Genomic DNA, 21,576 nt, shown 5'->3' with positions numbered 1-21,576 from the left:
CCGGTTCAACTGGAGCAGGAAATCTCCAGATGTTTGCCCCATTCTGGCGGCAACGCCGCTAAATCGTTCATATCAAGCTGATCATCATACGGCTGACATAGCGCCTGATGCAGACGCGCCAGCACACCGATGTCGTCACTTTCCGCCCGTTCAATCGCCATCTGCGCCAGATAATTACGCAGAATATATTTTGGGTTCGTTGCATTCATCAACCGACGACGTTCCTCATCGCCCTGCTCTTCCTGCATCAGCCTCTGGCGATAGGTCGCAAACCAGCTATCGAACGCGGCTCTGTCGATGAATTCATCACGGAGCGGCGAGCGTGATGCCTGCTTCTCGCTGTCTGCCAGCAGACGGAACGTGCGGGTGTAATCGCTGCCTTCCTGCTGCATCAAACGCAACAGCCCGACCAGCACGTCATTATCTTCAGAACTTGCGGTAAATAAGCCCAGCTTAGCGCGCATCAGCATGCCATAGTGCTGCATCAACGCCGGTTCATAGCGGGCAAGCGCGCGCTCCAACGTTTCAGTATCCATCAGCCCCGACAGCGCCTGCGCCAGACGATGCAAATTCCACAGTCCTACGGCAGGCTGATTGTCGAACGCATAGCGCCCGCGATGGTCGGAGTGATTACAAATGAAATCAGGCTGATAGGCATCTAAAAAGCCGTAAGGGCCATAATCGATGGTCAGCCCTAAAATCGACATGTTGTCCGTATTCATTACGCCGTGCGCAAAACCGACGGCCTGCCAGTGTGTAATCAGACGGGCAGTACGCTCTACCACATCGCCGAACCACAGCTCATAACGCCGCTCGTCGTTTTCCCACTGCGGCCAGTGGCGGGCGATCACATACTCCACCAGCTGACGCACCTTTTCTGGCTCGCGGCGATAGTAGAAGTGCTCAAAATGACCGAAACGCACATGGCTCTCTGCCACGCGCAGCAGCATTGCTCCCTTTTCTTCCTGCTCACGCAGGACCGGATGTGTACTGGTGACAATCGTCAGCGCCCGCGTGGTGGGAATTCCCAGATGGTGCATCGCTTCCGAGGCCAGAAATTCGCGTATTGCTGAGCGCAACACCGCACGGCCGTCGCCCATGCGCGAATACGGCGTCAGCCCCGCACCTTTCAGGTGCCAGTCCATACTGCGGCCATCCGCCAGCTGTTGTTCCCCTAGCAGAATGCCGCGCCCGTCACCCAACTGACCGGCCCACGCGCCAAACTGATGACCGCTATAAACCTGCGCCAGTGGCGCCATTCCCGGCAGCAAACGTTCGCCGCTCCAGACAGCATCCTGTTCTGGCGTAAACCAGTCAGACGACAGACCGAGTTCCGCAGCCAATCCCTCGCTGTGATAAAGCAGACGAGCGCCATGCAGCGGCGTCGGCTGTAGCGCGGTATAGAACCCCGGCAGTTGGTCAAAATAGTGATTTTTGAATAACGGTGTTTGCTGCATCATGACTCCCTAATACCACTCTATTCCGGTGAAGAGAGCCACGCGCTCACCACACAACAATTAACGGGTAGATAGAAAGTGTAGAGGGATGGCACTGAAATTAACACGGAAGAAACGCAGGGGTATTATTTCCCTTACGTTTCCTTGTCATCGATTCGTTGAGAAAAACAGGACGTCTAGCGCAGACTCTGCTCCAGCCACTCAGCCAGTTCCTGCAATTCATTTTGCTGTTCGGGGAAAGCGGTAATCAGTGCCTGACACGCTGCCGCCAAGGCTTCTGGACGATACGCTGTTCCCTGTAATGCGGAAGCGAGTGCTTCTAACGGCGCGGGATTCAGGCTATCGGTATAAATCTGGGCACGAACGATCACGCCGCGCTCCACATCGAAATGTAATTCAACGCCGCCCCAGGTAAAGCGGTTATCCAGTAAATGCGAGAAATCCGGCGCCTGACCGAAGTTCCATTCCCAGCTACTTTGACGCGCAAACTGTTCGCTGAACCTGGGTAGATCTGGGTGGGCAGATGGCGAGATGATTTCCGGCTCGCACTGTTCGCCAAAATAATCAAAGAAGGCCTGCGTCACCGCCTGACAAATCGCCTGATGATCGACAGAAGGCAGTAATTCCACCAGATTGGCGACACGCGAACGCACAGACGTAATCCCTTTTGCCTGTAGTTTCTTAACATCCGGGTTCAAATAATCGGCTAAGCGGCTGAGATCTGCGTTCAGCAGCAGCGTGCCGTGATGGAACCCGCGATCCTTGGTTTCGCGGTAGGCAGAACCAGATACCTTGCGTACACCGTCCGCAGTTTCCACCACCAGATCATTGCGCCCCGAGGCGCTGGCCTTTAACCCAAGCGAACTGAGTGCATCCAGAACAATCTGCGTTGAGACGCTTTTATCGTATTCCGGTTTGCCCGCCATGAAGGTAAAGCAGGTATTACCGAGATCGTGGAAGACCGCTCCGCCGCCGCTGCTGCGCCGCGCCAACTTGATGCCATCTTCTTCCATCCGCCGCGTATTGCACTCTTTCCACGGATTCTGGGCGCGCCCAATGACGACAGTTTCCGCATTGCGCCATAAAAACAGTACCCGCTGCGTGGTAGGCATCTGACGAAAGATGCACTCCTCAACGGCCAGATTAAACCAGGGATCGTAAGAGTCGGAGATCAATAAACGCAGAGAGGACATGAGTGGATAGCTCCATGCTGTCAACAAAACAAAATAAGGAAGGAATCAGATGCGACGAGCCTGCCAGTACGCCCGTTTCCAGTACACGTTATCCAGCGACGAGCGGATGACGCCCTGACTGGTGGAGGCATGAATAAACTGGTCGTCTTTATCATAAATGCCGACGTGCAGCCCACTGCTGCCGCTGCCGGTTTTGAAAAAGACCAAATCGCCCGGTAACAGGTTATCGCGGTCAACGCGCTCGCCCAGTTCAGTTTGTTCTTCCGTGGTACGCGGCAATTGCATGCCAAACTTATCGCGAAACGTCAGGTAGACGAAGCCTGAACAATCGACGCCGTTACGATCCAGCCCGCCATAGCGATAAGGCGTTCTGTACCATTGCCCGAGTTGATCGTTTAGCTGCACCATCACCATGATCGAATCGCTCAGACGCGCGTCCGGCGGCGGGTTGTGCCGACTACTGCTACAGCCGACCAAAATCAGGCTGGCGAGGATCAAAGCATGTCGTAAACGTATCATCGCGATTACCATAAAACCGCCGAGGCCATAGTCCTCTAGCGTTTGAAAATGCTAGGTATTGATTAATTTAGCGTTTAATCGGGGCCTCTGGCAAGTAAAGGCGATTTTTCCTATTTTCTAACGACGCCATCTCCTCGCGACAGCAGTCAGGCGCTGCGCGTGATGATCCAGTTTCTGCCATCCACCACGTGCCGCTGAAACGCGACCCCGAACACAGGAGACAGCACGTCTGGCAGCATGACATCCGCTGTTTCGCCCTGCGCCACCAGAGTCCCTGCCGACAGCAGCCACACGCGATCCGCATGGTGGGCGCAGTGGTTCAGATCGTGTGCGCAAACTACGACGGCGATGCCCAAGCGACAGAGTTCACTCAGCAACGCATCCAGCGCCACCTGCTGCGCCACATCCAGACTGTTAGTTGGTTCATCCAGCAGCAGCAAATGCGCATGCGGATTGATCGTCGGCCAAATCTGCAACAGCGCCGCCACCAGCCGAACGCGCTGCCACTCACCTCCCGACAGCTGTGTGAGCGGGCGCGCCAGTTTATCGGTTAACATCAGGCGTTCTGCCAGAAAATGCACCACCTTTTCGACCGCGTCTTCCTGAGCCAGCGGCGGTTGATGCCGTTGCCAATACTGGAATACTGGCATCAGCGCCAGCGGCGGTTGCTGCTGTGCCAGATAGGCGCGCCGCACGGCCAGATCCGCTGCCGTATACTGCGACAGCGGCATGCCGGCCAGACAGACGTCACCTTCCCCCGCCAGTAAGCCAGCCGCTCTTGCCAGCAGGGTACTCTTTCCTGCGCCGTTCGGGCCGATGATGTGCAGCAACTCACCACGATGACACTCCGCACTCGTCGGCGACAAACGCGGTAAGGCGCTAGCCTGCAACAGCTGTAATACTGGGGAAGTCTGCTGCGTCAATTATTTTGCCAACGCCTCTTCGACCGCTTTCACGATGGTGTCATGGTCAGGTGCCATATCCGGCGCAAAGCGATCAATCACCTGCCCCTCGCGATCCACCAGGAATTTTTCGAAATTCCACAGGATGTCTTCTGGATTCTTGGGTTTACGGCCTTTATTGACTAAACGCGCAAAAAAGTCACTTTTCCAGGTTCCATTGGCTTCCGGTTGCTGACGAATCAACAACTGGTACAGCGGGTGACGGTTCTCGCCATTCACTTCAATTTTGCTGAACATCGGGAACTGAACGCCAAATGTCCCACGGCAGAATTCCTGAATTTCTTCTTCCGAGCCCGGTTCCTGCCCTGCAAATTCATTGGAGGGGAATCCCAGCACGACCAGACCTTTGTCGCGATAGGTTTCGTAGAGTTTTTCCAACGCGTCGTATTGTTTAGTCAGGCCGCATTGAGAGGCGACGTTGACGACTAAAGCCACCTGCCCTTTAAACGCGTCAAACGTTGTCGCTTTCCCGTCGATGGTGGTCAGCGGAATAGTATAGATTTCAGTGCTCATCGTTTTGCTCCCTTCAGTGATAAACAAGAGTGGATAGAACAAGACATCTCGCTACAGTCGATTGCGTAATAGTAGCCAGATAAACCACGGCGATCCCAGCGTAGCGGTAACCACGCCTATCGGCAACTCGGCTGAACTTAGCGCAACGCGCGCGACCGTATCCGCCAATAGCAGCACGCCGCCGCCAGCCAATGCACATCCGGTCAATAAATAACGCTGATCGGTCAGCCCGCACAGCCGTAACATGTGTGGGATCACCAGACCAATAAACGCGATAATACCGGCCAGCGCCACGCTCAGGCCAACCTGTACACCCATCACCAACACGAGAATGGTGCGCCAGCGATAGACTAGGATACCTAACTGACGAGCCTGAATCTCACCCAGCGTCAGCCCATTTAACACCGCCCCCTGACGACTCAACCACAGCAACAGCGGCAAAAGTGTCAACATCAACCAGCCGTGTCGCCAGTCAATGCCGCTGAAGCCACCCATCATCCAATACATCAGTTGGCGTAAATCGAGGCTGGTACTGAAATAGACGGCCCAGGTCATCACCGCGCTACAGATAATCCCGAGCGCAATGCCGATGAGTAATAAACGGGTATTGGAGATATGCCGACGGGCAAAATGGAGTAACAGAAAGGTAATCAGCAGCGCGCCAGCAATCGCGCTCAGGCTTAACATCCAGACGGGCAGCAATCCCTGCCCCAGCAGTACCGTCAGCACTAAGGCCACGCCTGCGCCGTTCGCCACACCCAGCAGCCCCGGTTCCGCCAGCGGATTATCAAAGACTGCCTGCATCACGGTGCCCGACATTGCCAGACTGGCCCCCACCAGCATCACGGCCAGCGTTCTGGGCAAACGCAGTTGCCAGACAAAGAGTTGCTGAGCCTCGTCCAGCCAGGCCGTCGGCCAAATCCAGCGCTCCCCGGCGCACAGGCTTACGACCAGCGTGAGTGCGAGAAACGCCAACAGCAGTGCCAGACTCCGACGATCGCGTCTGCACTGCTGTTGTTTTAGCTGGCTGTAGTGGGGTAACGGCATAGCGTGCTTTAGCGGGATATCACCCAGCAGTAATTAAGTATTGTCATGTATGTTAAACGATTTCGCTTACCTTACACGCATTTTCCTTATTACCGCAGCACGGTCAAAACGCCGTAGTGCCGCATACCACCCTTATTTGGTACTGCATACCGCAATATAGTTAAGCTGGTTCCGATTGCGGCGGAAGGTATGAAACATATTGAAGAACATGTCGCGGTTTTCTTTCTTCAGCGCATTTTTTACGATACGCGCCGCACCCGCTAGCCCTTCATCATAAATCAGCCCCTGTGGCGTCAGCAGCGTCATTGCGCCGTTATCGTAGCTAACCTTGCTAAAACCACACTCCTGAAACAGCGTCACCCAGCGCTCGCGCAGCATCGGTTGGGCATGCACGTTGATCGCTTTATGCATCTGTTCCACCGCCTGCAACGCCCCGGAATCCTTCTCGGAAAGTAGCATGATATCGTGCGTAATCAGGCGACCGCCCGGTTTCAGTACACGATAATATTCGGCAATAATGCGGCTCTTGGCTTTGTCGGCATACATCGTCAGCATGGCTTCATTAATCACCACATCAAAGTGATTATCGGGGAACGGCAGTTCCAGCGCATTTGCCTGCATAATCGTGACCTGCGAGGCTAAACCGTTCGCTGCCACATTTTCCTGTGCTTTCTTTAGCGCGACGTTATCCATATCCGCGCCAATAACCTGACAGCCAAATCGACGCGCAATCTCCATCGCCGTGGTGCCCATATTGCAGGCGACTTCCAATACTACACTGTCCTGTCGGAACCCGGCCTGGCTGAGCAGCCACTCGGTTGCCTTTCTGCCGCCGGGGCGCAGACGCTTTTTCCCCAATCGGGCTAAAAATTTATGTCCAGCTTCATGATCGCTCATACTCTGTCCCCTCCAATTCAGCGCGCCGTGATTTTGCTTGCCGAATTCATGCAAGTGATTATTATTTTCATTTACTAGCTTGATGGTAATACCAGCCTCTGGGAGGGCAAATGACATTTGTCAAAAAAGCGCTATCGCCCGATGAATACGGCGAAGTGCTGTTTCAGCATGAGTGGATGCGCGGTGAACCCAGCGACGTGGTGTGTGAGCTACTGGCAAAAAGTGAGCGTCTGTTTTTCCGGCAGGATGACATCCTGTTTCGCGAAGGCGACAAAATGCAGCACTGTTTGCTGGTTGAAACAGGAAAATTGCAGGCCTTTCGCCATACCTATGGCGGTGATGAGAAGATTTTCGGGCAGTTTGAACGCGGAGAATTTGTCGCTATTGCCGCTGTATTTATGGATCACGGTCGCTTCCCGATGAATATTCGCGCGCAGAGCGATGGCCACACGCTGATGATCCCACGGCAGGATATTCACCAGTTTTGCTTGCAGCGCCCAGAGCTGGCACTGCGTTTGCTCAACTATCTGGGCAAGAAACTCTACTCGACCATCAACCAAATCGACTGGCTGACCTCCAGCTCCGCGCCACAGCGTCTGGCAGATTATCTGCTGCGGCAGCACCACATTCAGCAAACTCAGCATCTGACATTACCGGTGAGCCGAGGCCAGCTTGCGACGTCATTAGGAATGCGCAGTGAAACGCTAAGCAGGCTAATGTCAGACTGGAAGCGGCAAGGCCACATTACCTATCGGGGTCATCAAGTGGAATTGTGCGATCTGAATTATCTAAAAGAGCTGGCTGCCGAAGCCCGGCGGACATTCTGATCGATCTAAGCCTTTGTCGATTCAGGCATGGCAAGCGGATAGAAAAACGGTAGTTATTATACTCTAAATAATTCAAGTTTCAGGAAGGCGGCAAGGGAAAGAATCCCGATGAGCTTACTCAAGTAAGTGATTCGGGTGACTGACAAATCTGCCAAAGTCAGATTTGAACGCTGCTTGCAGCGGCCCCAACGGGGCGAGGTACACGCAAGTGTGCCGAGTAGCGTAGCCAACGCACATGCAACTTGAAGTATGACGAGTATATATTTTTTGACAATTGTCATTCCCGCATCGTCGGATTACCAACTACGCTTAGCTGACATTAGTGAGAATAACTCTCATTAACACATTTGTCTTTCATAAGACATCGTGAGGGTAACGCTATGCTGGGCTTTTTCCGACGAACCTTATCATTTCATGGAGCACGGCCACCGCATCCGCAAGCGGACTCGCCGACAGAAACCGTTTCGCATACTCACTGTAGCGAGAGTGAATATTGTTTCTTTAACCACGCCGCGATGTTGCCCTTCGATCAGCTTGATGAATGTTGCTGCGGCAACGATCGGCAAGAGAAAACGCCATCCTCACACGATTCATGACGCTTTCTCTTTTTGCGGATGCTTAAAACTTTTTGTGGGCACTTAAAACTTAATGCTTTGACCGCGCGTCAGCCAGGCCGCGACAAACTCGGGTACGACGGTGCTGGCGGGGCCATACATTTTTTCATCAAACTGGCTTTCTACCTGGCTCGGCTCCAGATTCAGTTCCAGCGTGTAGGCGCCGTGCGAATGGGCCTCATGGACAAAACCAGCGGCAGGATAGACATGCCCCGACGTGCCAATCGCAATAAAGTAATCGGCCTGCGACAGCGCATGGTAAATCTTGTCCATGTGCAGCGGCATTTCACCAAACCACACCACATGTGGACGTAACGGTGCGGGAAATTGGCAGCAGTGGCAGCGTTCGCCGACAGCGAGATCGTCCGGCCACTCAAAAATCTGTCCACTTTGGCTACAGCGTACTTTCAGTAGCTCGCCGTGCATATGAATGACGCGCTTGCTGCCAGCACGTTCATGCAGGTTATCGATGTTTTGCGTAATCAGCAGGAAATTGTCTTCCAACATCGCTTCCAGATTCGCCAACGCCAGATGTGCGGCGTTGGGCACAATTTCCGGCTGCTGTAGCTGACGACGACGGGCGTTATAAAATGCCTGCACCAGCTCGGGGTTACGCTGAAAGCCTTCGGGCGTCGCAACATCCTCCACACGATGTTCTTCCCACAGGCCATCGGCCGCACGAAAGGTACGGATGCCCGACTCTGCTGAAATACCGGCACCCGTCAGTACCACCACGCGCGGTTTTTTCACTTCGCTTGCTGCCAGATAATCACGATGGAAAATACGCGCACGAAGACGCTGTTGCCGCATCCGCTTTCCCTTATGAAATCGCCCTAATCGTTGACGCGTATACATACTTTCTCCAGCTAGTTATCCATTAAGTGTAGCAACGCCGCACCACGTACGCCGCCCGCATCGCCATGACGCGCTTTCTCTATACGTGGCAGTTTCGCAATCGGTAAAAGTCGTGAAGGAAGGCGCGTCGGCAGAATTTGATAAATTTCATCAAAATTCGACAGGCCGCCGCCCAACACCAGCAGATGTGGATCGAACAGAGTCAGCAGATTGCCCAAGCAGGCCGCCAGTAAATCCATAAAACGATCGACAAACTCCAGCGCTTTTTCTTCTCCGCCACGATAGTGCCGGATAATCGTCACGGCTGGCAGCGCTTCGCCATACAGATGCTCGTACAGCCATTCAAAACCCCGGCCGGAAATATAATTCTCGATACAGCCTGATTGACCGCAACCGCACTTCACGCGGGGAATATCCACGCCGATGATATCCAGTGCGTCGGACGGCAGGCGGAGATGGCCGAACTCGCCTGTGATACCGTTGCGCCCGTCAACCGGACGTCCGTTAATCACCAGACCACCGCCCAGCCCCGTGCCTAAAATCATGCCCAGCACGACAGGATAGGAACGAAATTCCGCATCCCAGGCTTCCGACAGCACAAAGCAGTTAGCATCGTTACTGATGCGAATATCTCGCTGCAAACGCTGCGACAAATCCGTACGCAGCGGTTTTCCCATCGTCGCAGGCAGGTTAGCGGTGAATAGCGCACCGTCGTTACCTGTCTCCATGCCCGGTACGCCGAGACCGACCTTCCCCTGCATGCCAACCTGAGCATCGGCTTCATGCACCAGATCGACCAGCGTGGTGAGCAGGTCATCATAATTATTACGCGGCGTCGGCACCCGCTTTTGCCACACCTTGTTCAACTCCGCGTCGAACACGCCCAGCTCAATTTTCGTGCCGCCCATGTCAAAACCGTAGTACATGACTGCTCCTTAGAGTGTGATCGCTTTCCCACACGATAGGGACTATCCCCGTCATCTCTCAAGCCGCATGTGCGTTGGCTTGGCTTACTGTCCGCTCAACACGCGGGCAGGGTCAATCCGGCTGGCGCGCCGCGCCGGATACCAACTGGCAATCAAACTCAGCACCAGCGACGTGCCTAATACGATAAAAACGTCCATCAGATGCAATTCTGACGGCAGGAAATCGATAAAATAGATGTCGCCGGACAGCAGTTTATGGCCGATGAGTGCTTCAATACCGCGAATGATCGGCGTCAATTGCAAGGCCGCAACCACGCCGACCACGGCACCGATCACGCTGCCCAGCAGCCCGGCCAATAGCCCGTACCACACAAAGATAGCCCGAATCAGCCCATCTGACGCGCCCAGCGTACGCAAAACCGCGATATCGCTGCTTTTGTCTTTCACCGCCATCACCAGCGTTGAAACAATATTAAAACAGGCCACACCAATCACTAGGATCATCGCCAGATACATGATGGTTCTCACCATCTGAATGTCTCTGTACATATAACCATAGGTGCCAATCCAGCTGCGAATAGTGACATAGGCATTCGTGACTTCGCCCGCATCGCGCACCAGTTTATTGGCAGAAAACACGTCATTGGCTTTGATGGCGATCCCCGTGACGCTCTGCCCCATGTCCAGATATTGCTGGGCATCCGCCAACGGAATCAGCGCTAAGCCGTGATCGAGCTGGCCGCTCAGCTGTAAAATACCGCTGACGTGCAACCGGATGCGTTTCGGCTGCATCAGCTTCATTTCCGGGTCGCTGTTCGGGATCATCACTGTGACCCAGTCATCTTCCGCCACATTCAGCGCTTTCGCCACGCCTTGCCCAATGATGACCTGCTGTTCACCCGCGCGGAACCGCTGCCAGGCGTCATTAAGCACATAGTTGGGCAGCGCGCTAAGACGTTTCTCCTGCTGCGGATCGACGCCTTTTACCTGAACCGCCTGAAGTTTGGCACCGTTCTCCAGCAGCCCGGTGAAATTGATATAAGGTGCCGCGGCCGCAACGCCAGGCACCTGTTCTATTTTCGGAAGAATGTCCTGCCAGCCGTCGAAAGGCTGATTGACTGGTGCGATCTCACCATGCGGCACGACGGCGAGGATGCGGTTATTCAGTTCACGTTCAAAACCATTCATCGCGCTCAGGCCAAGAATCAACACCGCCACGCCGAGGGCAATCCCGAGCGTCGAAATGACCGAAATCAGCGAAACCATGCCGCCACGCCGACGGCCGCGGCTAAAGCGCAGGCCAATCAGCAACGAGAGCGGAGGATATCTCATTGCCGCGCTCCCATCAGGGTCAGTTCCTGCTGCAACTGACCGTCGCGCATTTCCAGTTGACGGTTCAGTCGGCTAGCCAGTTGCAGGTCATGCGTCACCACCAGAAATGCAGTGCCCTGACGGACGTTCAGCTCTCCCAGCAGTTCAAAAATAGTGTCTGTCGTACGCTGATCGAGATTCCCCGTTGGCTCATCGGCCAACACCAGCGACGGGCTGTTAACCAATGCTCTGGCAATCGCGACACGCTGCCGTTCACCGCCGGACAGTTCAGACGAACGGTGGTGGCTGCGCGCCTCCAGCCCGACGGCCGCCAGCATTTCGCGTGCTTTATCCCGCGCCTGTGACGTTGGCACTTTGCCAATCAGCAACGGCATCGCTACGTTTTCCAACGCGGTGAAATCCGGCAGCAGATGATGGAACTGATAAATAAAGCCCAGCTCGCGATTGCGTAAATCCGCTTTTGCCGCCGCTGAGAACGTGTTCAACGGCTGGCCTTTAAAGATGACCTCACCTGACGTCGGCGTATCCAACCCACCCAGCACATGCAGCAACGTACTTTTGCCCGAACCAGAACTCCCGACGATTGCCATCATCTCGCCGCTGCTCATTTCAAATGAGACATCGCGTAACACGTCGGTAGACAGTTTGCCGTCCTGATAGCGCTTGGACAGGTTAGTACACTGCAATAACGGTAAATCACTCATAACGTAAAGCCTCAGCGGGTTGAACGGCGGCAGCGCGCCATGACGGGTAAAGTGTCGATAAGAGGGCAATCACCATCGCGGAAATGGCGATTGTCACGACCTGCACAGGGTCGATCGCCACCGGCAACGCGGCACCATCCAGCAATACGCCCAAGATTGGCATCAGCGTATTCAGTTGGCTGGCCAATAACGTCCCCAGCAATGCCCCTAACAACGCGCCAATAACGCCAGCGCTGCCCCCCTGCACCATAAACACCATCATAATCTGACGTTGAGTCAGCCCCTGCGTTTGCAGAATGGCGACTTCTCCCTGTTTTTCCATCACCAGTAAACCCAGCGAGGTAATAATATTGAACGCGGCCACGGCAACGATAAGGCTGAGCAACAGCCCCATCATATTTTTCTCCATGCGTACGGCCTGAAACAGCTCACCTTTACGCTCGCGCCAGTCTTTCCAGACCGTGCCTTCCGGCAGCGTTTGCGTGCTCAGCGTATCAACCGACAGCGGCTTTTCCAGCCACAAACGCCAGCCGGTAATGTGGTTCGCCGGATAGCGCATCAACCGTGAGGCATCTTGCTGATTCACCAACAACTGGTAGCTATCCACTTCGCTGTTGGCGGCAAAGGTGCCAGCAACGGTGAAAATACGTTGGCTGGGGATACGCCCCATCGGCGTCAGTTGGCTGGCGCTCGTTACCATCATGCGAACGTGATCGCCAGCGTTAACGCCCAGCTGTGCCGCCAGTTTATCGCCCAGAATGGCCTGATATTGACCGGATTGCAGCTTCTGCTGTTTGACGTTAACCAGATAGCGTGACAGCGGCTCCTGCTCGTCAGGATCGATACCTAACATCACGCCCACGGCGACGCTGCGGGCGCTTTGCAGCACCACATCACCCGTCGTCAGCGGCGCAACGCGCGTTACGCCTTCCAGCGAGTCTAAGGAGGAAGCAGGAATCAATGCCGGGTTCAGTGAACCTTGCGGCGTAGAGATGACCGCCTGAGGCATCACGCCCAGAATATTGCCTTCCAGTTCGCGCTCGAAGCCATTCATCACGGAAAGCACGGTGACCAGCGCCATCACGCCCAGCGTGATGCCAATAGCGGATAACCAGGAGACAAACCGGCCGAAGCGGTCTGATGCACGCCCACGCATGTAGCGCAGGCCAATAAATAAAGCGACAGGTTGATACATGAAATCCGTCTGGATAAGGTTGCCAAAGCAAAGTGATCAAGGATAATAAAGGGTAGTACTGCTTTATGGAACCCTAACACCCTCACTCTACGGCTTTTTCTTATTCCCAGCCGGATGCAGGGAGGCGAGACCCGATAATCAGATGATGCCTGAAAATTACCGTTATTCGCTGCCGCCCAAAGCGGGTGAGCAGCGCCTGCTGGGCCAGTTAACCGGCGCTGCCTGCGCCGTTGAATGTGCAGAAATCATTGAACGCCACGCCGGGCTGGTGGTGCTTATCGCGCCTGATATGCAAAACGCTCTGCGATTGCGTGATGAAATTCAGCAATTTACCGACCAGCACGTCACCACGCTACCTGACTGGGAAACGCTGCCCTACGATAGTTTTTCTCCGCATCAGGAAATTATTTCGACCCGCCTCTCCACGCTCTATCAATTGCCTAACATGACGCGCGGCGTTCTGATTCTGCCGGTCAACACGCTGATGCAGCGCGTTTGTCCGCACAGTTTCCTGCACGGCCATGCGCTGGTGTTGAAAAAAGGCCAGCGCCTCTCGCGTGATAAGCTGCGTTCGCAGTTGGAGCAGGCGGGCTACCGCAGCGTCGATCAGGTCATGGAACACGGTGAATATGCCACGCGTGGCGCGCTGCTGGATCTGTTCCCGATGGGGAGCGAAGAGCCCTACCGTATCGATTTCTTTGACGACGAAATCGACAGCCTGCGCCTGTTCGATGTGGATACGCAGCGCACGCTGAATGAAGTGCCGCACATTAATCTGCTGCCCGCCCACGAGTTCCCGACCGACAAAACTGCCATCGAACTTTTCCGCAGCCAATGGCGCGAACAGTTTGAAGTGCGGCGCGATGCCGAACACATTTATCAGCAAGTTAGCAAAGGCGTCTGGCCCGCAGGGATCGAATACTGGCAGCCGTTATTTTTCAGTGAACCGCTGCCGTCGCTGTTCAGCTACTTCCCGAACAACACGCTGCTCGTTAACACCGGTAATCTCGAACAGAGCGCCGAGCGTTTCTGGCAGGATATTCAGCAGCGTTTTGAAAGCCGTCGTGTCGATCCTATGCGACCACTGTTGCCATCAGATTCACTCTGGCTGCGTGTCGACGGTCTGTTCACGGAGCTGAAAGCGTGGCCGCGCGTGCAGTTAAAAACCGATACGCTGCCGGAAAAAGCCGCCAACGTGAATCTGGCCTATCTGCCGCTGCCGGAGCTGGCGATTCAGCACCAGCAAAAATCCCCGTTGGATGCGCTACGCCGTTTTATCGAACAGTTCGACGGTCAGGTCATTTTCTCTGTCGAGAGCGAAGGCCGACGTGAAACGCTGCAAGAGCTGCTGGCACGAATCAAACTGAACCCGACGCTCATCAACACGCTGGAGCAGGCTCAGGAGCGTGGCACTTACCTGATCATCGGTGCCAGCGAACACGGTTTTATCGACACGCTGCGCCAGCGCGCGTTGATCTGCGAAAGCGATCTGCTGGGTGAACGCGTCAGTCGCCGCCGTCAGGATAGCCGCCGCACGATTAATACCGATACGCTGATCCGCAATCTGGCGGAACTGCGGCCGGGGCAGCCCGTCGTCCACCTCGAACACGGCGTTGGTCGCTATGCCGGGCTGACTACGTTAGAAGCTGGCGGCATCAAGGCCGAATACCTGATTTTGACCTATGCGGGTGAAGACAAGCTGTATGTTCCTGTTTCTTCACTGCATTTGATCAGCCGCTATGCAGGCGGTGCCGATGAGAATGCGCCGCTGCATAAACTGGGTGGCGATGCCTGGTCACGCGCGCGGCAAAAAGCGGCGGAAAGGGTGCGCGATGTCGCCGCCGAACTGCTGGACATTTATGCCCAGCGTGCGGCGAAAAGCGGCTTTGCCTTTAAGCATGACAAAACACAGTATCAGCTTTTCTGCGAAAGTTTCCCCTTCGAGACCACGCCCGATCAGGCGCAGGCCATCAACGCCGTGCTGAGCGACATGTGCCAACCGCTGGCGATGGATCGTTTGGTGTGTGGCGATGTTGGCTTTGGGAAAACCGAAGTGGCGATGCGCGCTGCGTTTTTAGCCGTTGAAAACCATAAACAGGTTGCCGTTTTAGTGCCAACGACGCTGTTGGCGCAACAGCATTTTGACAACTTCCGCGATCGCTTTGCCAACTGGCCAGTGAAGATTGAAATGATCTCTCGCTTCCGCAGCGCACGTGAGCAAACTCAGGTGCTGGAGGAAACGCAGGAAGGCAAAGTCGATATTCTGATTGGCACCCATAAGCTGTTGCAGAGCGACGTGCACTGGCGTGATTTAGGGCTGCTAATTGTGGACGAAGAGCATCGCTTCGGCGTGCGTCACAAAGAGCGCATCAAAGCGATGCGGGCAGATGTCGATATCCTGACGCTGACCGCCACGCCGATTCCGCGGACGCTCAACATGGCCATGAGCGGGATGCGCGATCTGTCGATCATCGCCACACCGCCAGCCCGCCGTTTGGCAGTGAAAACGTTCGTGCGCGAATATGACAATCTGGTGGTGCGCGAAGCGATTCTGCGTGAAATTCTGCGCGGCGGGCAGGTGTACTACCTCTATAACGACGTCGAAAATATCGAGAAAGCCACACAGCGACTAGCAGAACTGGTGCCGGAAGCACGCATCGCGATCGGTCACGGTCAGATGCGCGAACGCGAGCTGGAACGGGTCATGAGCGACTTCCACCACCAGCGTTTTAACGTGCTGGTGTGTACCACGATCATCGAAACGGGGATCGATATACCAAGCGCCAACACCATCATCATCGAGCGTGCCGATCACTTCGGCCTGGCACAGTTGCACCAGTTGCGCGGTCGCGTCGGGCGTTCCCACCATCAGGCATACGCCTACCTGCTGACGCCAAATCCTAAAGCGATGAGCACCGATGCGCAGAAGCGTCTGGAAGCGATCGCCTCATTGGAAGATCTCGGTGCCGGTTTTGCGCTGGCAACGCACGATCTGGAAATCCGTGGCGCAGGTGAATTGCTCGGGGACGATCAGAGTGGACAGATGACCAGCGTCGGTTTCTCACTGTATATGGAACTGTTGGAAAGCGCCGTTGATGCCTTGAAAGCAGGCCGGGAGCCGTCGCTGGAAGATCTGATCAACAGCCAGACCGACGTCGAACTGCGCTTGCCTGCCCTGCTGCCCGACGATTTCATTCCCGACGTCAATACGCGCCTGTCGTTATACAAACGTATCGCCAGCGCGAAAACCCCCGCCGAGCTGGATGAGTTGAAGGTCGAACTGATCGATCGCTTCGGCCTCCTTCCCGATGCAAGCCGCTATCTGTTGCAGATTGCCGCCTTGCGCCAGCAGGCACAGGCACTGGGCATTCGCCGTATTGAAGGGAACGAGAAAGGCGGTTTTATCGAATTCAGCGAGCAAAACCGCGTCGATCCCTCCCACCTCATCGGCCTGTTACAGCGCGATCCGGGCACCTACCGCCTTGATGGCCCAACCCGCCTGAAATTCATGAAAGATTTGAGCGACCGTCCGCAGCGCATCGAGTTTATCGGTTCGCTGCTGGGGAACATGGCTCAGCATACGCTGGCAGCGTAACTCACTTTCACCACGCTAAACGGGAACCTTCGGGTTCCCGTGAGGTTGCTAACAAAATCCGTAGAGCGGGAATAACGGATAGATCGTAAAGACGCTGTAAACACATCCCTGTGCGCTCGGCTTGCGCCATCCCTGGCGCAAACGCTTTACTCTTCTATTCCGTTACTCCCGTTTTCATTCGGTAAATAGGTTTGTCAACAGTCTGACAGGAATCTGTGGGTTCCAACCTCGTCAGCAAACATGTCTCTTTCACTTCATCCGCCTTTACAAGCACTGCCGTAACGCAGTAAAGTCGCCACCTTTTTTTATGGCATGGGGCACGACGATGTTTATCGGTTTTGACTACGGTACAGCCAACTGTTCAGTGGCGGTTATGGATGCAGGTACGCCACAGCTCCTGTCGCTGGAAAATGGCTCGCCTTATCTTTCTTCTCTGCTGTGCGCACCCGTGCGTGAAGCGGTTAGCGAGTGGTTATGGCGACACCATCAGGTCAATGCTGAGGGTGAGAACGCGCTGCTGCTGAAGCGCGCCATCAGCTACAACCGCGAGGAAGATATTCGCGTGCAGCCTGATAGCGTGAAATTCGGACGCGATGCATTACGCCACTATATGGATGATCCGGAAGAGACGTGGTTCGTTAAATCGCCAAAGTCCTTCCTCGGTGCCATCGGGCTGAAAGCCCAGCAGATTGCGCTGTTTGAAGATCTGGTCTGCTCCATGATGCTGCATATCCGCACGCAGGCAGAAAGCCAGCTTGACCAGCCTATTCGCCAGGCCGTCATTGGTCGTCCGATTAACTTTCAGAGTATCGGCGGCGAAGAAGCCAACCAGCAGGCGCAAGGTATCTTAGATCGTGCAGCCCACCGTGCCGGATTTGAAGACGTCGTCTTCCAGTTTGAACCTGTGGCCGCCGGGCTGGATTTCGAATCTACGCTGACGAAAGAAACGCGTGTGCTGGTTGTGGATATCGGCGGCGGAACCACCGACTGCTCCATGCTGCTGATGGGCCCAGAGTGGCACAAACAACACGAACGCTCGCAAAGTCTGTTAGGACACAGCGGCTGCCGCGTTGGCGGTAACGATCTGGACATCATGCTGGCGTTCAAACAGTTGATGCCACTGCTTGGCATGAATAGCGAGACGGAAAAAGGCATCGCTCTGCCGATCATGACCTGGTGGAATGCCGTTGCGATTAACGATATTCCGGCACAAAAAGAGTTTCATAGCACCGCCAGCCGCGCGTTAATCAACGAAATGATCCGTGATGCCCGCCAGCCCGAGCTGGTAAAAAGACTGCTGACCGTCTGGCAACAGCGCCTGAGTTACCGCCTGATTCAACTGGCGGAAGAGAGCAAGATTGCGCTTTCCAACCAGTCGGAAACGTCAGCCGATTTGCACTTTATCGAATCGGGTCTGGCAACACGCATTCATGCTGATGAACTCAACGCCGCCATCGATAATCCGCTCATGCGTATTCAGCAGCAGGTGACGCTGGCGTTAGAAACCAGTCAGACCCGGCCGGAAGTGATCTACCTGACCGGCGGCAGCGCACGTTCTCCCCTGCTGCGTCAGGCCATTCAGCAATTGCTTCCTGATATTCCTATCGCCAGCGGCAACGATTTTGGCTCCGTTACCGCCGGATTAGCGCGCTGGGCAGAGATTATCTTCCGCCGTTAAGTCAAAGACGGGACGCCAACCACGCGTCTCGTCAGGCTATTCTTTTGATCGCTACCGTGGCTTGATTAACAACCCACGCAGCAGCAATTCCAGCGCGGCAACGCCTTGTGTCAGCCGCGCATTACCCTCCTCTCCCTCCGCAATCCAGAACGCCGCTTCGGCCAGACTGCCGTAGATTAACGATGCCAGCGCCTGTGGATCGACGTCAGCCACCACCCCCTCTCGGATAAGGTTATCGATCAGCCGCTGCATCGACTCAACGCAATGGCGCTGCGAATCCGGCGACGCGCCGCCCAAAACTGCTCGGGCATCGCGCAGCACAATACGCTGAATCTCCGGCTCCCGCGCCATTTCCAGATAGGCGCGGCAGCGACGCCGAAAGCCTTCCCAGGCATCTTCAGCGGTATCGGAGATGATTTGCAGTCGTTCATCCATCTCGGCATCGATCTGTTCCACCACGGCTGCCAATAGTCCTTTCTTGTCACCAAAGTGGTGATAAAGCGCCCCACGGGTCAGGCTCGCCTGCGCAGTGAGATCGTCCATTGAGGTGTCAGCATAGCCGCGTTCGCTAAAGACCTTACGGGCGGTCGCCAGCAGCGTAGCGCGGGTTTCTTCCATTTCAGCACGGGTACGACGAACCATCGATACATCCTTACATACACACCGTATGATTATTTACATTCACTCCGTATGAATATATGCTTTTATTCATACGCTCTGTATGTATTGTCGCTGTACCACCATGCGGTGGCAAGTGGATTCACTTTGGAGAATGAGATGGTCAATCCTTATCGAGAACTTTTCACCCCCCCGGCACCAAGGGCTTTGCACTGGCTGGCCTGCTGGCGCGCATTCCGCTACCTATGACGGGCATTGGCATGATCACTATGCTGTCACAACTGCGCGGCAGCTATGCGCTGGCGGGTGCCGTGTCCGCCACCTTTGTGCTGACCTACGCGCTGTTGTCACCGCAGACCTCCCGTCTGGTCGATCGCCACGGGCAAGGCCGCGTGCTACCGATTGCAACCACCGTCAGCGTGATCGGCATGCTGCTTCTGCTCGCCAGCACCTGGTGGCAAGCGCCTGACTGGAGCTTATTCCTCGGTGCCTTGCTGGCGGGTTTCATGCCCAGCATGTCCGCGATGGTAAGAGCACGCTGGACAGCAATCTATCGCGGCCAGCCTCGCTTGCAGACGGCTTACTCGCTGGAGACGGTACTCGATGAAGTCACTTTTATCGCCGGGCCACCGCTGGCTGTCGGGCTGTCCGTTGCGGTGTTTCCTCAGGCTGGCCCGCTGGCAGCGGCGCTCTTGCTGATTATTGGCGTGTTTGCTCTGGTGACACAGCGCGGCACCGAACCGCCGGTAGAAGAGCAGGATGTCAGCACGGATCATTCGGGGTCGGTGATCAAACAGACGAACGTGCGTTTGCTAGCGCTATTGATGGCCGCGATGGGCGTCATCGTGGGCACCGTGGATATCGTCAGCGTCGCCTTCGCCGAACAGCATGGTCAGCCTGCTGCGGCCAGTCTGGTGCTGTCGGCTTATGCGGTCGGTTCCTGTCTGGCCGGGCTGGTGTTTGGCGCTCTCAAGCTGCGAACCGCATTGCACCAGCTGCTGTTGCTGGGCGGCTTGGCAACGGCAGTAACCACGTTGCCTCTATTGCTGGTTGGCAGCATTCCGGCACTGGCTGCGGCCGTGCTGATCGCCGGGCTGTTCTTCGCCCCCACCATGATCGTGGCAATGTCGCTGGTCGAACGTCTGGTGCCCGAACATCGCCTGACCGAAGGCATGACCTGGCTGCTGGCAGGGTTGAATATCGGCGTGGCGCTGGGCGCTGCGGTATCAGGCCACGTTGTCGATGACGACGGTGCTCGGGCCGGATTCACCGTGGCGCTGTGCGCTGGCGTACTGGTGCTGCTGGTCGCGCTGTGGGGATACCAGCGTTTTCGGGCACATGCCTCTTCTCTTCCCTATGTTGCTTGACGGTTAAACCGCTATTAAGGACTGAACCATGAATACGTCTTCCTCTATCCCTATAGGTGCAGCTTCACAGCATCTCTGGCTGGCCGTCGCCGCCGTTGGTCTTGCGACCTTCTCTGTCGTCACGACGGAAATGCTTCCGGTCGGCTTGCTAACCCCGATTGCCGATACGCTACAGACTTCTACCGGAACCGCTGGTCTGATGATTTCGCTGCCTGCACTGTTAGCCGCGTTATTCGCCCCACTCGTGGTCATCGCATCCGGCGGTATGGATAGACGCAGGATCCTATGCGGGCTGCTGACGCTGCTGGTTATCGCCAACATTGCCTCGGCACTGGCACCGAACATCGGTTGGATGCTGGCGGCACGCGTGCTGGTCGGCTTCTGCATGGGCGGCATTTGGGCGATTGCCGGTGGTCTGGCGGCCCGACTCGTTCCCGAGCACGCCATCGGCCTGGCGACATCTATCATCTTTGGTGGTGTCGCGGCGGCATCGGTGCTGGGTGTGCCGTTCGGCGCACTGATCGGCGATCTCGCCGGGTGGCGCTGGGCCTTCGGCTGCATGGCCGTCTTTAGCGGGCTGGTGCTAGTGCTTCACCTCGCGGTTATTCCTGCCTTGCCCGTCACCCATTCCGTCACCCTACGCCAGTTCGGCGAGCAGTTGATCAACCGTAAACTGCAAGTCGGGCTAATCCTGACGCTGTTGCTGGTAGCCGGACACTTCATGGCCTTTACCTTTGTGCGACCACTGCTGCTATCGGTGTCAGGGTTCGATGCGCGGTGGATCGGCGCATTGCTGTTCGCCTATGGTCTGGCAGGTATCATCGGCAATTTTCTGGTGGGCATCATCGCAGCGCGGCGCACGGCGTTAACCTTGATGGCAATCGCGTTGGGGCTGTTGTTGACCCCGATCCTGTTCCTGACCGTCGGTGGCTCACATTTCGGCGGCGGTATAGTGCTGCTCGTCTGGGGATTAGCCTACGGCGGCGTGTCTGTCGGTTTGATGACCTGGATGATGAAGGCCGCGCCGCGCGCCGTGGAGATGGCCTCCGCGCTGTATGTTGGCGTTTTCAACGTTGGCATCGCGCTTGGGTCATGGGCAGGCGGTCAGACAGTCGATAGCTCTGGCCTGATTACGACGCTTTGGCTGGCCGCTGGATTTGCAGCTGTCGCCGTATTGTTATCGTTGAGCATGAAACTGGCTGAGAGCAGGAAGAGCGTACAATAAAAAAACCGCGAGCACCTTCTTCAGGTGTCTCGCGGCTTTTAGAAATGGTGTC

17 protein-coding genes and 1 pseudogene are annotated in these 21,576 nt (G+C 55.7%); 5 read left to right on the top strand and 13 right to left on the bottom strand.

Annotated elements, in window-relative coordinates; genetic code table 11:
• Positions 1-5: 5 nt before the first annotated feature.
• The 7 genes from EO763_RS09190 to EO763_RS09160 all read right to left on the bottom strand — a co-directional run bounded on the left by EO763_RS09190 (position 6) and on the right by EO763_RS09160 (position 6,588).
• Entirely contained in the window at positions 6-1,457 is a 1,452-nt protein-coding gene (locus EO763_RS09190) for a protein adenylyltransferase SelO (protein ID WP_161530366.1), read from the bottom strand.
• A gap of 176 nt (positions 1,458-1,633) precedes the next feature.
• The gene (gene lplA, locus EO763_RS09185; RefSeq protein WP_161528755.1) at positions 1,634-2,650 is read right to left on the bottom strand and encodes a lipoate--protein ligase; all 1,017 of its coding nucleotides are present in this window, start codon (positions 2,648-2,650) and stop codon (positions 1,634-1,636) included.
• Positions 2,651-2,695: 45 nt separating this feature from the next.
• Positions 2,696-3,169: an NlpC/P60 family protein gene (locus EO763_RS09180; RefSeq protein ID WP_080762700.1), complete on the bottom strand. Its 474-nt coding sequence runs from the start codon at positions 3,167-3,169 to the stop codon at positions 2,696-2,698.
• 146 nt (positions 3,170-3,315) lie between these two features.
• The gene (gene btuD / locus EO763_RS09175; RefSeq protein ID WP_161528754.1) at positions 3,316-4,092 is read right to left on the bottom strand and encodes a vitamin B12 ABC transporter ATP-binding protein BtuD; all 777 of its coding nucleotides are present in this window, start codon (positions 4,090-4,092) and stop codon (positions 3,316-3,318) included.
• Positions 4,093-4,644: a glutathione peroxidase gene (locus EO763_RS09170; protein WP_161528753.1), complete on the bottom strand. Its 552-nt coding sequence runs from the start codon at positions 4,642-4,644 to the stop codon at positions 4,093-4,095.
• A gap of 51 nt (positions 4,645-4,695) precedes the next feature.
• Entirely contained in the window at positions 4,696-5,691 is a 996-nt protein-coding gene (gene btuC, locus EO763_RS09165; RefSeq protein ID WP_161528752.1) for a vitamin B12 ABC transporter permease BtuC, read from the bottom strand.
• Between the two features lie 132 nt (positions 5,692-5,823).
• Entirely contained in the window at positions 5,824-6,588 is a 765-nt protein-coding gene (locus EO763_RS09160) for a class I SAM-dependent methyltransferase (protein ID WP_161528751.1), read from the bottom strand.
• 110 nt (positions 6,589-6,698) lie between these two features.
• On the opposite strand from EO763_RS09160, the gene EO763_RS09155 reads away from it, so the two are divergent.
• Complete coding sequence (locus EO763_RS09155) at positions 6,699-7,415, top strand: Crp/Fnr family transcriptional regulator (protein WP_010297730.1); 717 nt, start codon at positions 6,699-6,701, stop codon at positions 7,413-7,415.
• A gap of 638 nt (positions 7,416-8,053) precedes the next feature.
• Here EO763_RS09155 and cobB read toward each other — a convergent pair.
• From cobB to lolC, 5 genes are all read right to left on the bottom strand, one after another.
• Entirely contained in the window at positions 8,054-8,884 is an 831-nt protein-coding gene (gene cobB, locus EO763_RS09150; protein ID WP_161528750.1) for a Sir2 family NAD+-dependent deacetylase, read from the bottom strand.
• An 11-nt stretch (positions 8,885-8,895) separates the two neighbouring features.
• Complete coding sequence (nagK, locus tag EO763_RS09145; protein ID WP_039538012.1) at positions 8,896-9,810, bottom strand: N-acetylglucosamine kinase; 915 nt, start codon at positions 9,808-9,810, stop codon at positions 8,896-8,898.
• A gap of 84 nt (positions 9,811-9,894) precedes the next feature.
• Positions 9,895-11,142 carry a lipoprotein-releasing ABC transporter permease subunit LolE gene (gene lolE / locus EO763_RS09140; RefSeq protein ID WP_161528749.1) on the bottom strand — a complete coding sequence of 416 codons (1,248 nt, stop codon included), beginning with the start codon at positions 11,140-11,142 and terminating at the stop codon, positions 9,895-9,897.
• Positions 11,139-11,846 carry a lipoprotein-releasing ABC transporter ATP-binding protein LolD gene (lolD, locus tag EO763_RS09135; protein WP_039489063.1) on the bottom strand — a complete coding sequence of 236 codons (708 nt, stop codon included), beginning with the start codon at positions 11,844-11,846 and terminating at the stop codon, positions 11,139-11,141. The genes lolE and lolD overlap by 4 nt, the downstream gene beginning before the upstream one ends.
• Positions 11,839-13,041, bottom strand: a complete 1,203-nt coding sequence (lolC, locus tag EO763_RS09130) for a lipoprotein-releasing ABC transporter permease subunit LolC (RefSeq protein WP_161528748.1) — start codon at positions 13,039-13,041, stop codon at positions 11,839-11,841. Before lolC ends, lolD begins: the two co-directional genes overlap by 8 nt.
• A 142-nt stretch (positions 13,042-13,183) precedes the next feature.
• Between lolC and mfd the strand changes: the two genes are divergently transcribed.
• Both mfd and yegD read left to right on the top strand, forming a co-directional pair.
• Positions 13,184-16,636 (top strand): transcription-repair coupling factor, encoded by a 3,453-nt coding sequence (gene mfd, locus EO763_RS09125; protein ID WP_208851994.1) that lies wholly within the window; start codon positions 13,184-13,186, stop codon positions 16,634-16,636.
• 325 nt (positions 16,637-16,961) lie between these two features.
• A complete protein-coding gene (gene yegD / locus EO763_RS09120) occupies positions 16,962-18,314 on the top strand; it encodes a molecular chaperone (protein WP_161528747.1) in 1,353 nt (450 codons plus the stop codon).
• Positions 18,315-18,365: 51 nt separating this feature from the next.
• On the opposite strand, the gene EO763_RS09115 is transcribed toward yegD, so the two are convergent.
• Complete coding sequence (locus EO763_RS09115; RefSeq protein ID WP_161528746.1) at positions 18,366-18,956, bottom strand: TetR/AcrR family transcriptional regulator; 591 nt, start codon at positions 18,954-18,956, stop codon at positions 18,366-18,368.
• A gap of 135 nt (positions 18,957-19,091) precedes the next feature.
• On the opposite strand from EO763_RS09115, the pseudogene EO763_RS09110 reads away from it, so the two are divergent.
• Together EO763_RS09110 and EO763_RS09105 are read left to right on the top strand one after the other, a co-directional pair.
• A pseudogene (locus tag EO763_RS09110) lies at positions 19,092-20,299 on the top strand (MFS transporter).
• A gap of 28 nt (positions 20,300-20,327) precedes the next feature.
• Positions 20,328-21,524, top strand: coding sequence for an MFS transporter (locus EO763_RS09105; protein ID WP_161528745.1), 1,197 nt, complete (start codon positions 20,328-20,330; stop codon positions 21,522-21,524).
• The last annotated feature ends 52 nt before the right edge of the window (positions 21,525-21,576 follow it).

It is taken from the genome of Pectobacterium odoriferum (assembly GCF_009931295.1).
Classification (GTDB): domain Bacteria; phylum Pseudomonadota; class Gammaproteobacteria; order Enterobacterales; family Enterobacteriaceae; genus Pectobacterium; species Pectobacterium odoriferum.
The sequence above is the reverse complement of the archived record's forward strand: the minus strand, read 5'-3'. Positions and strand labels throughout refer to the sequence as shown.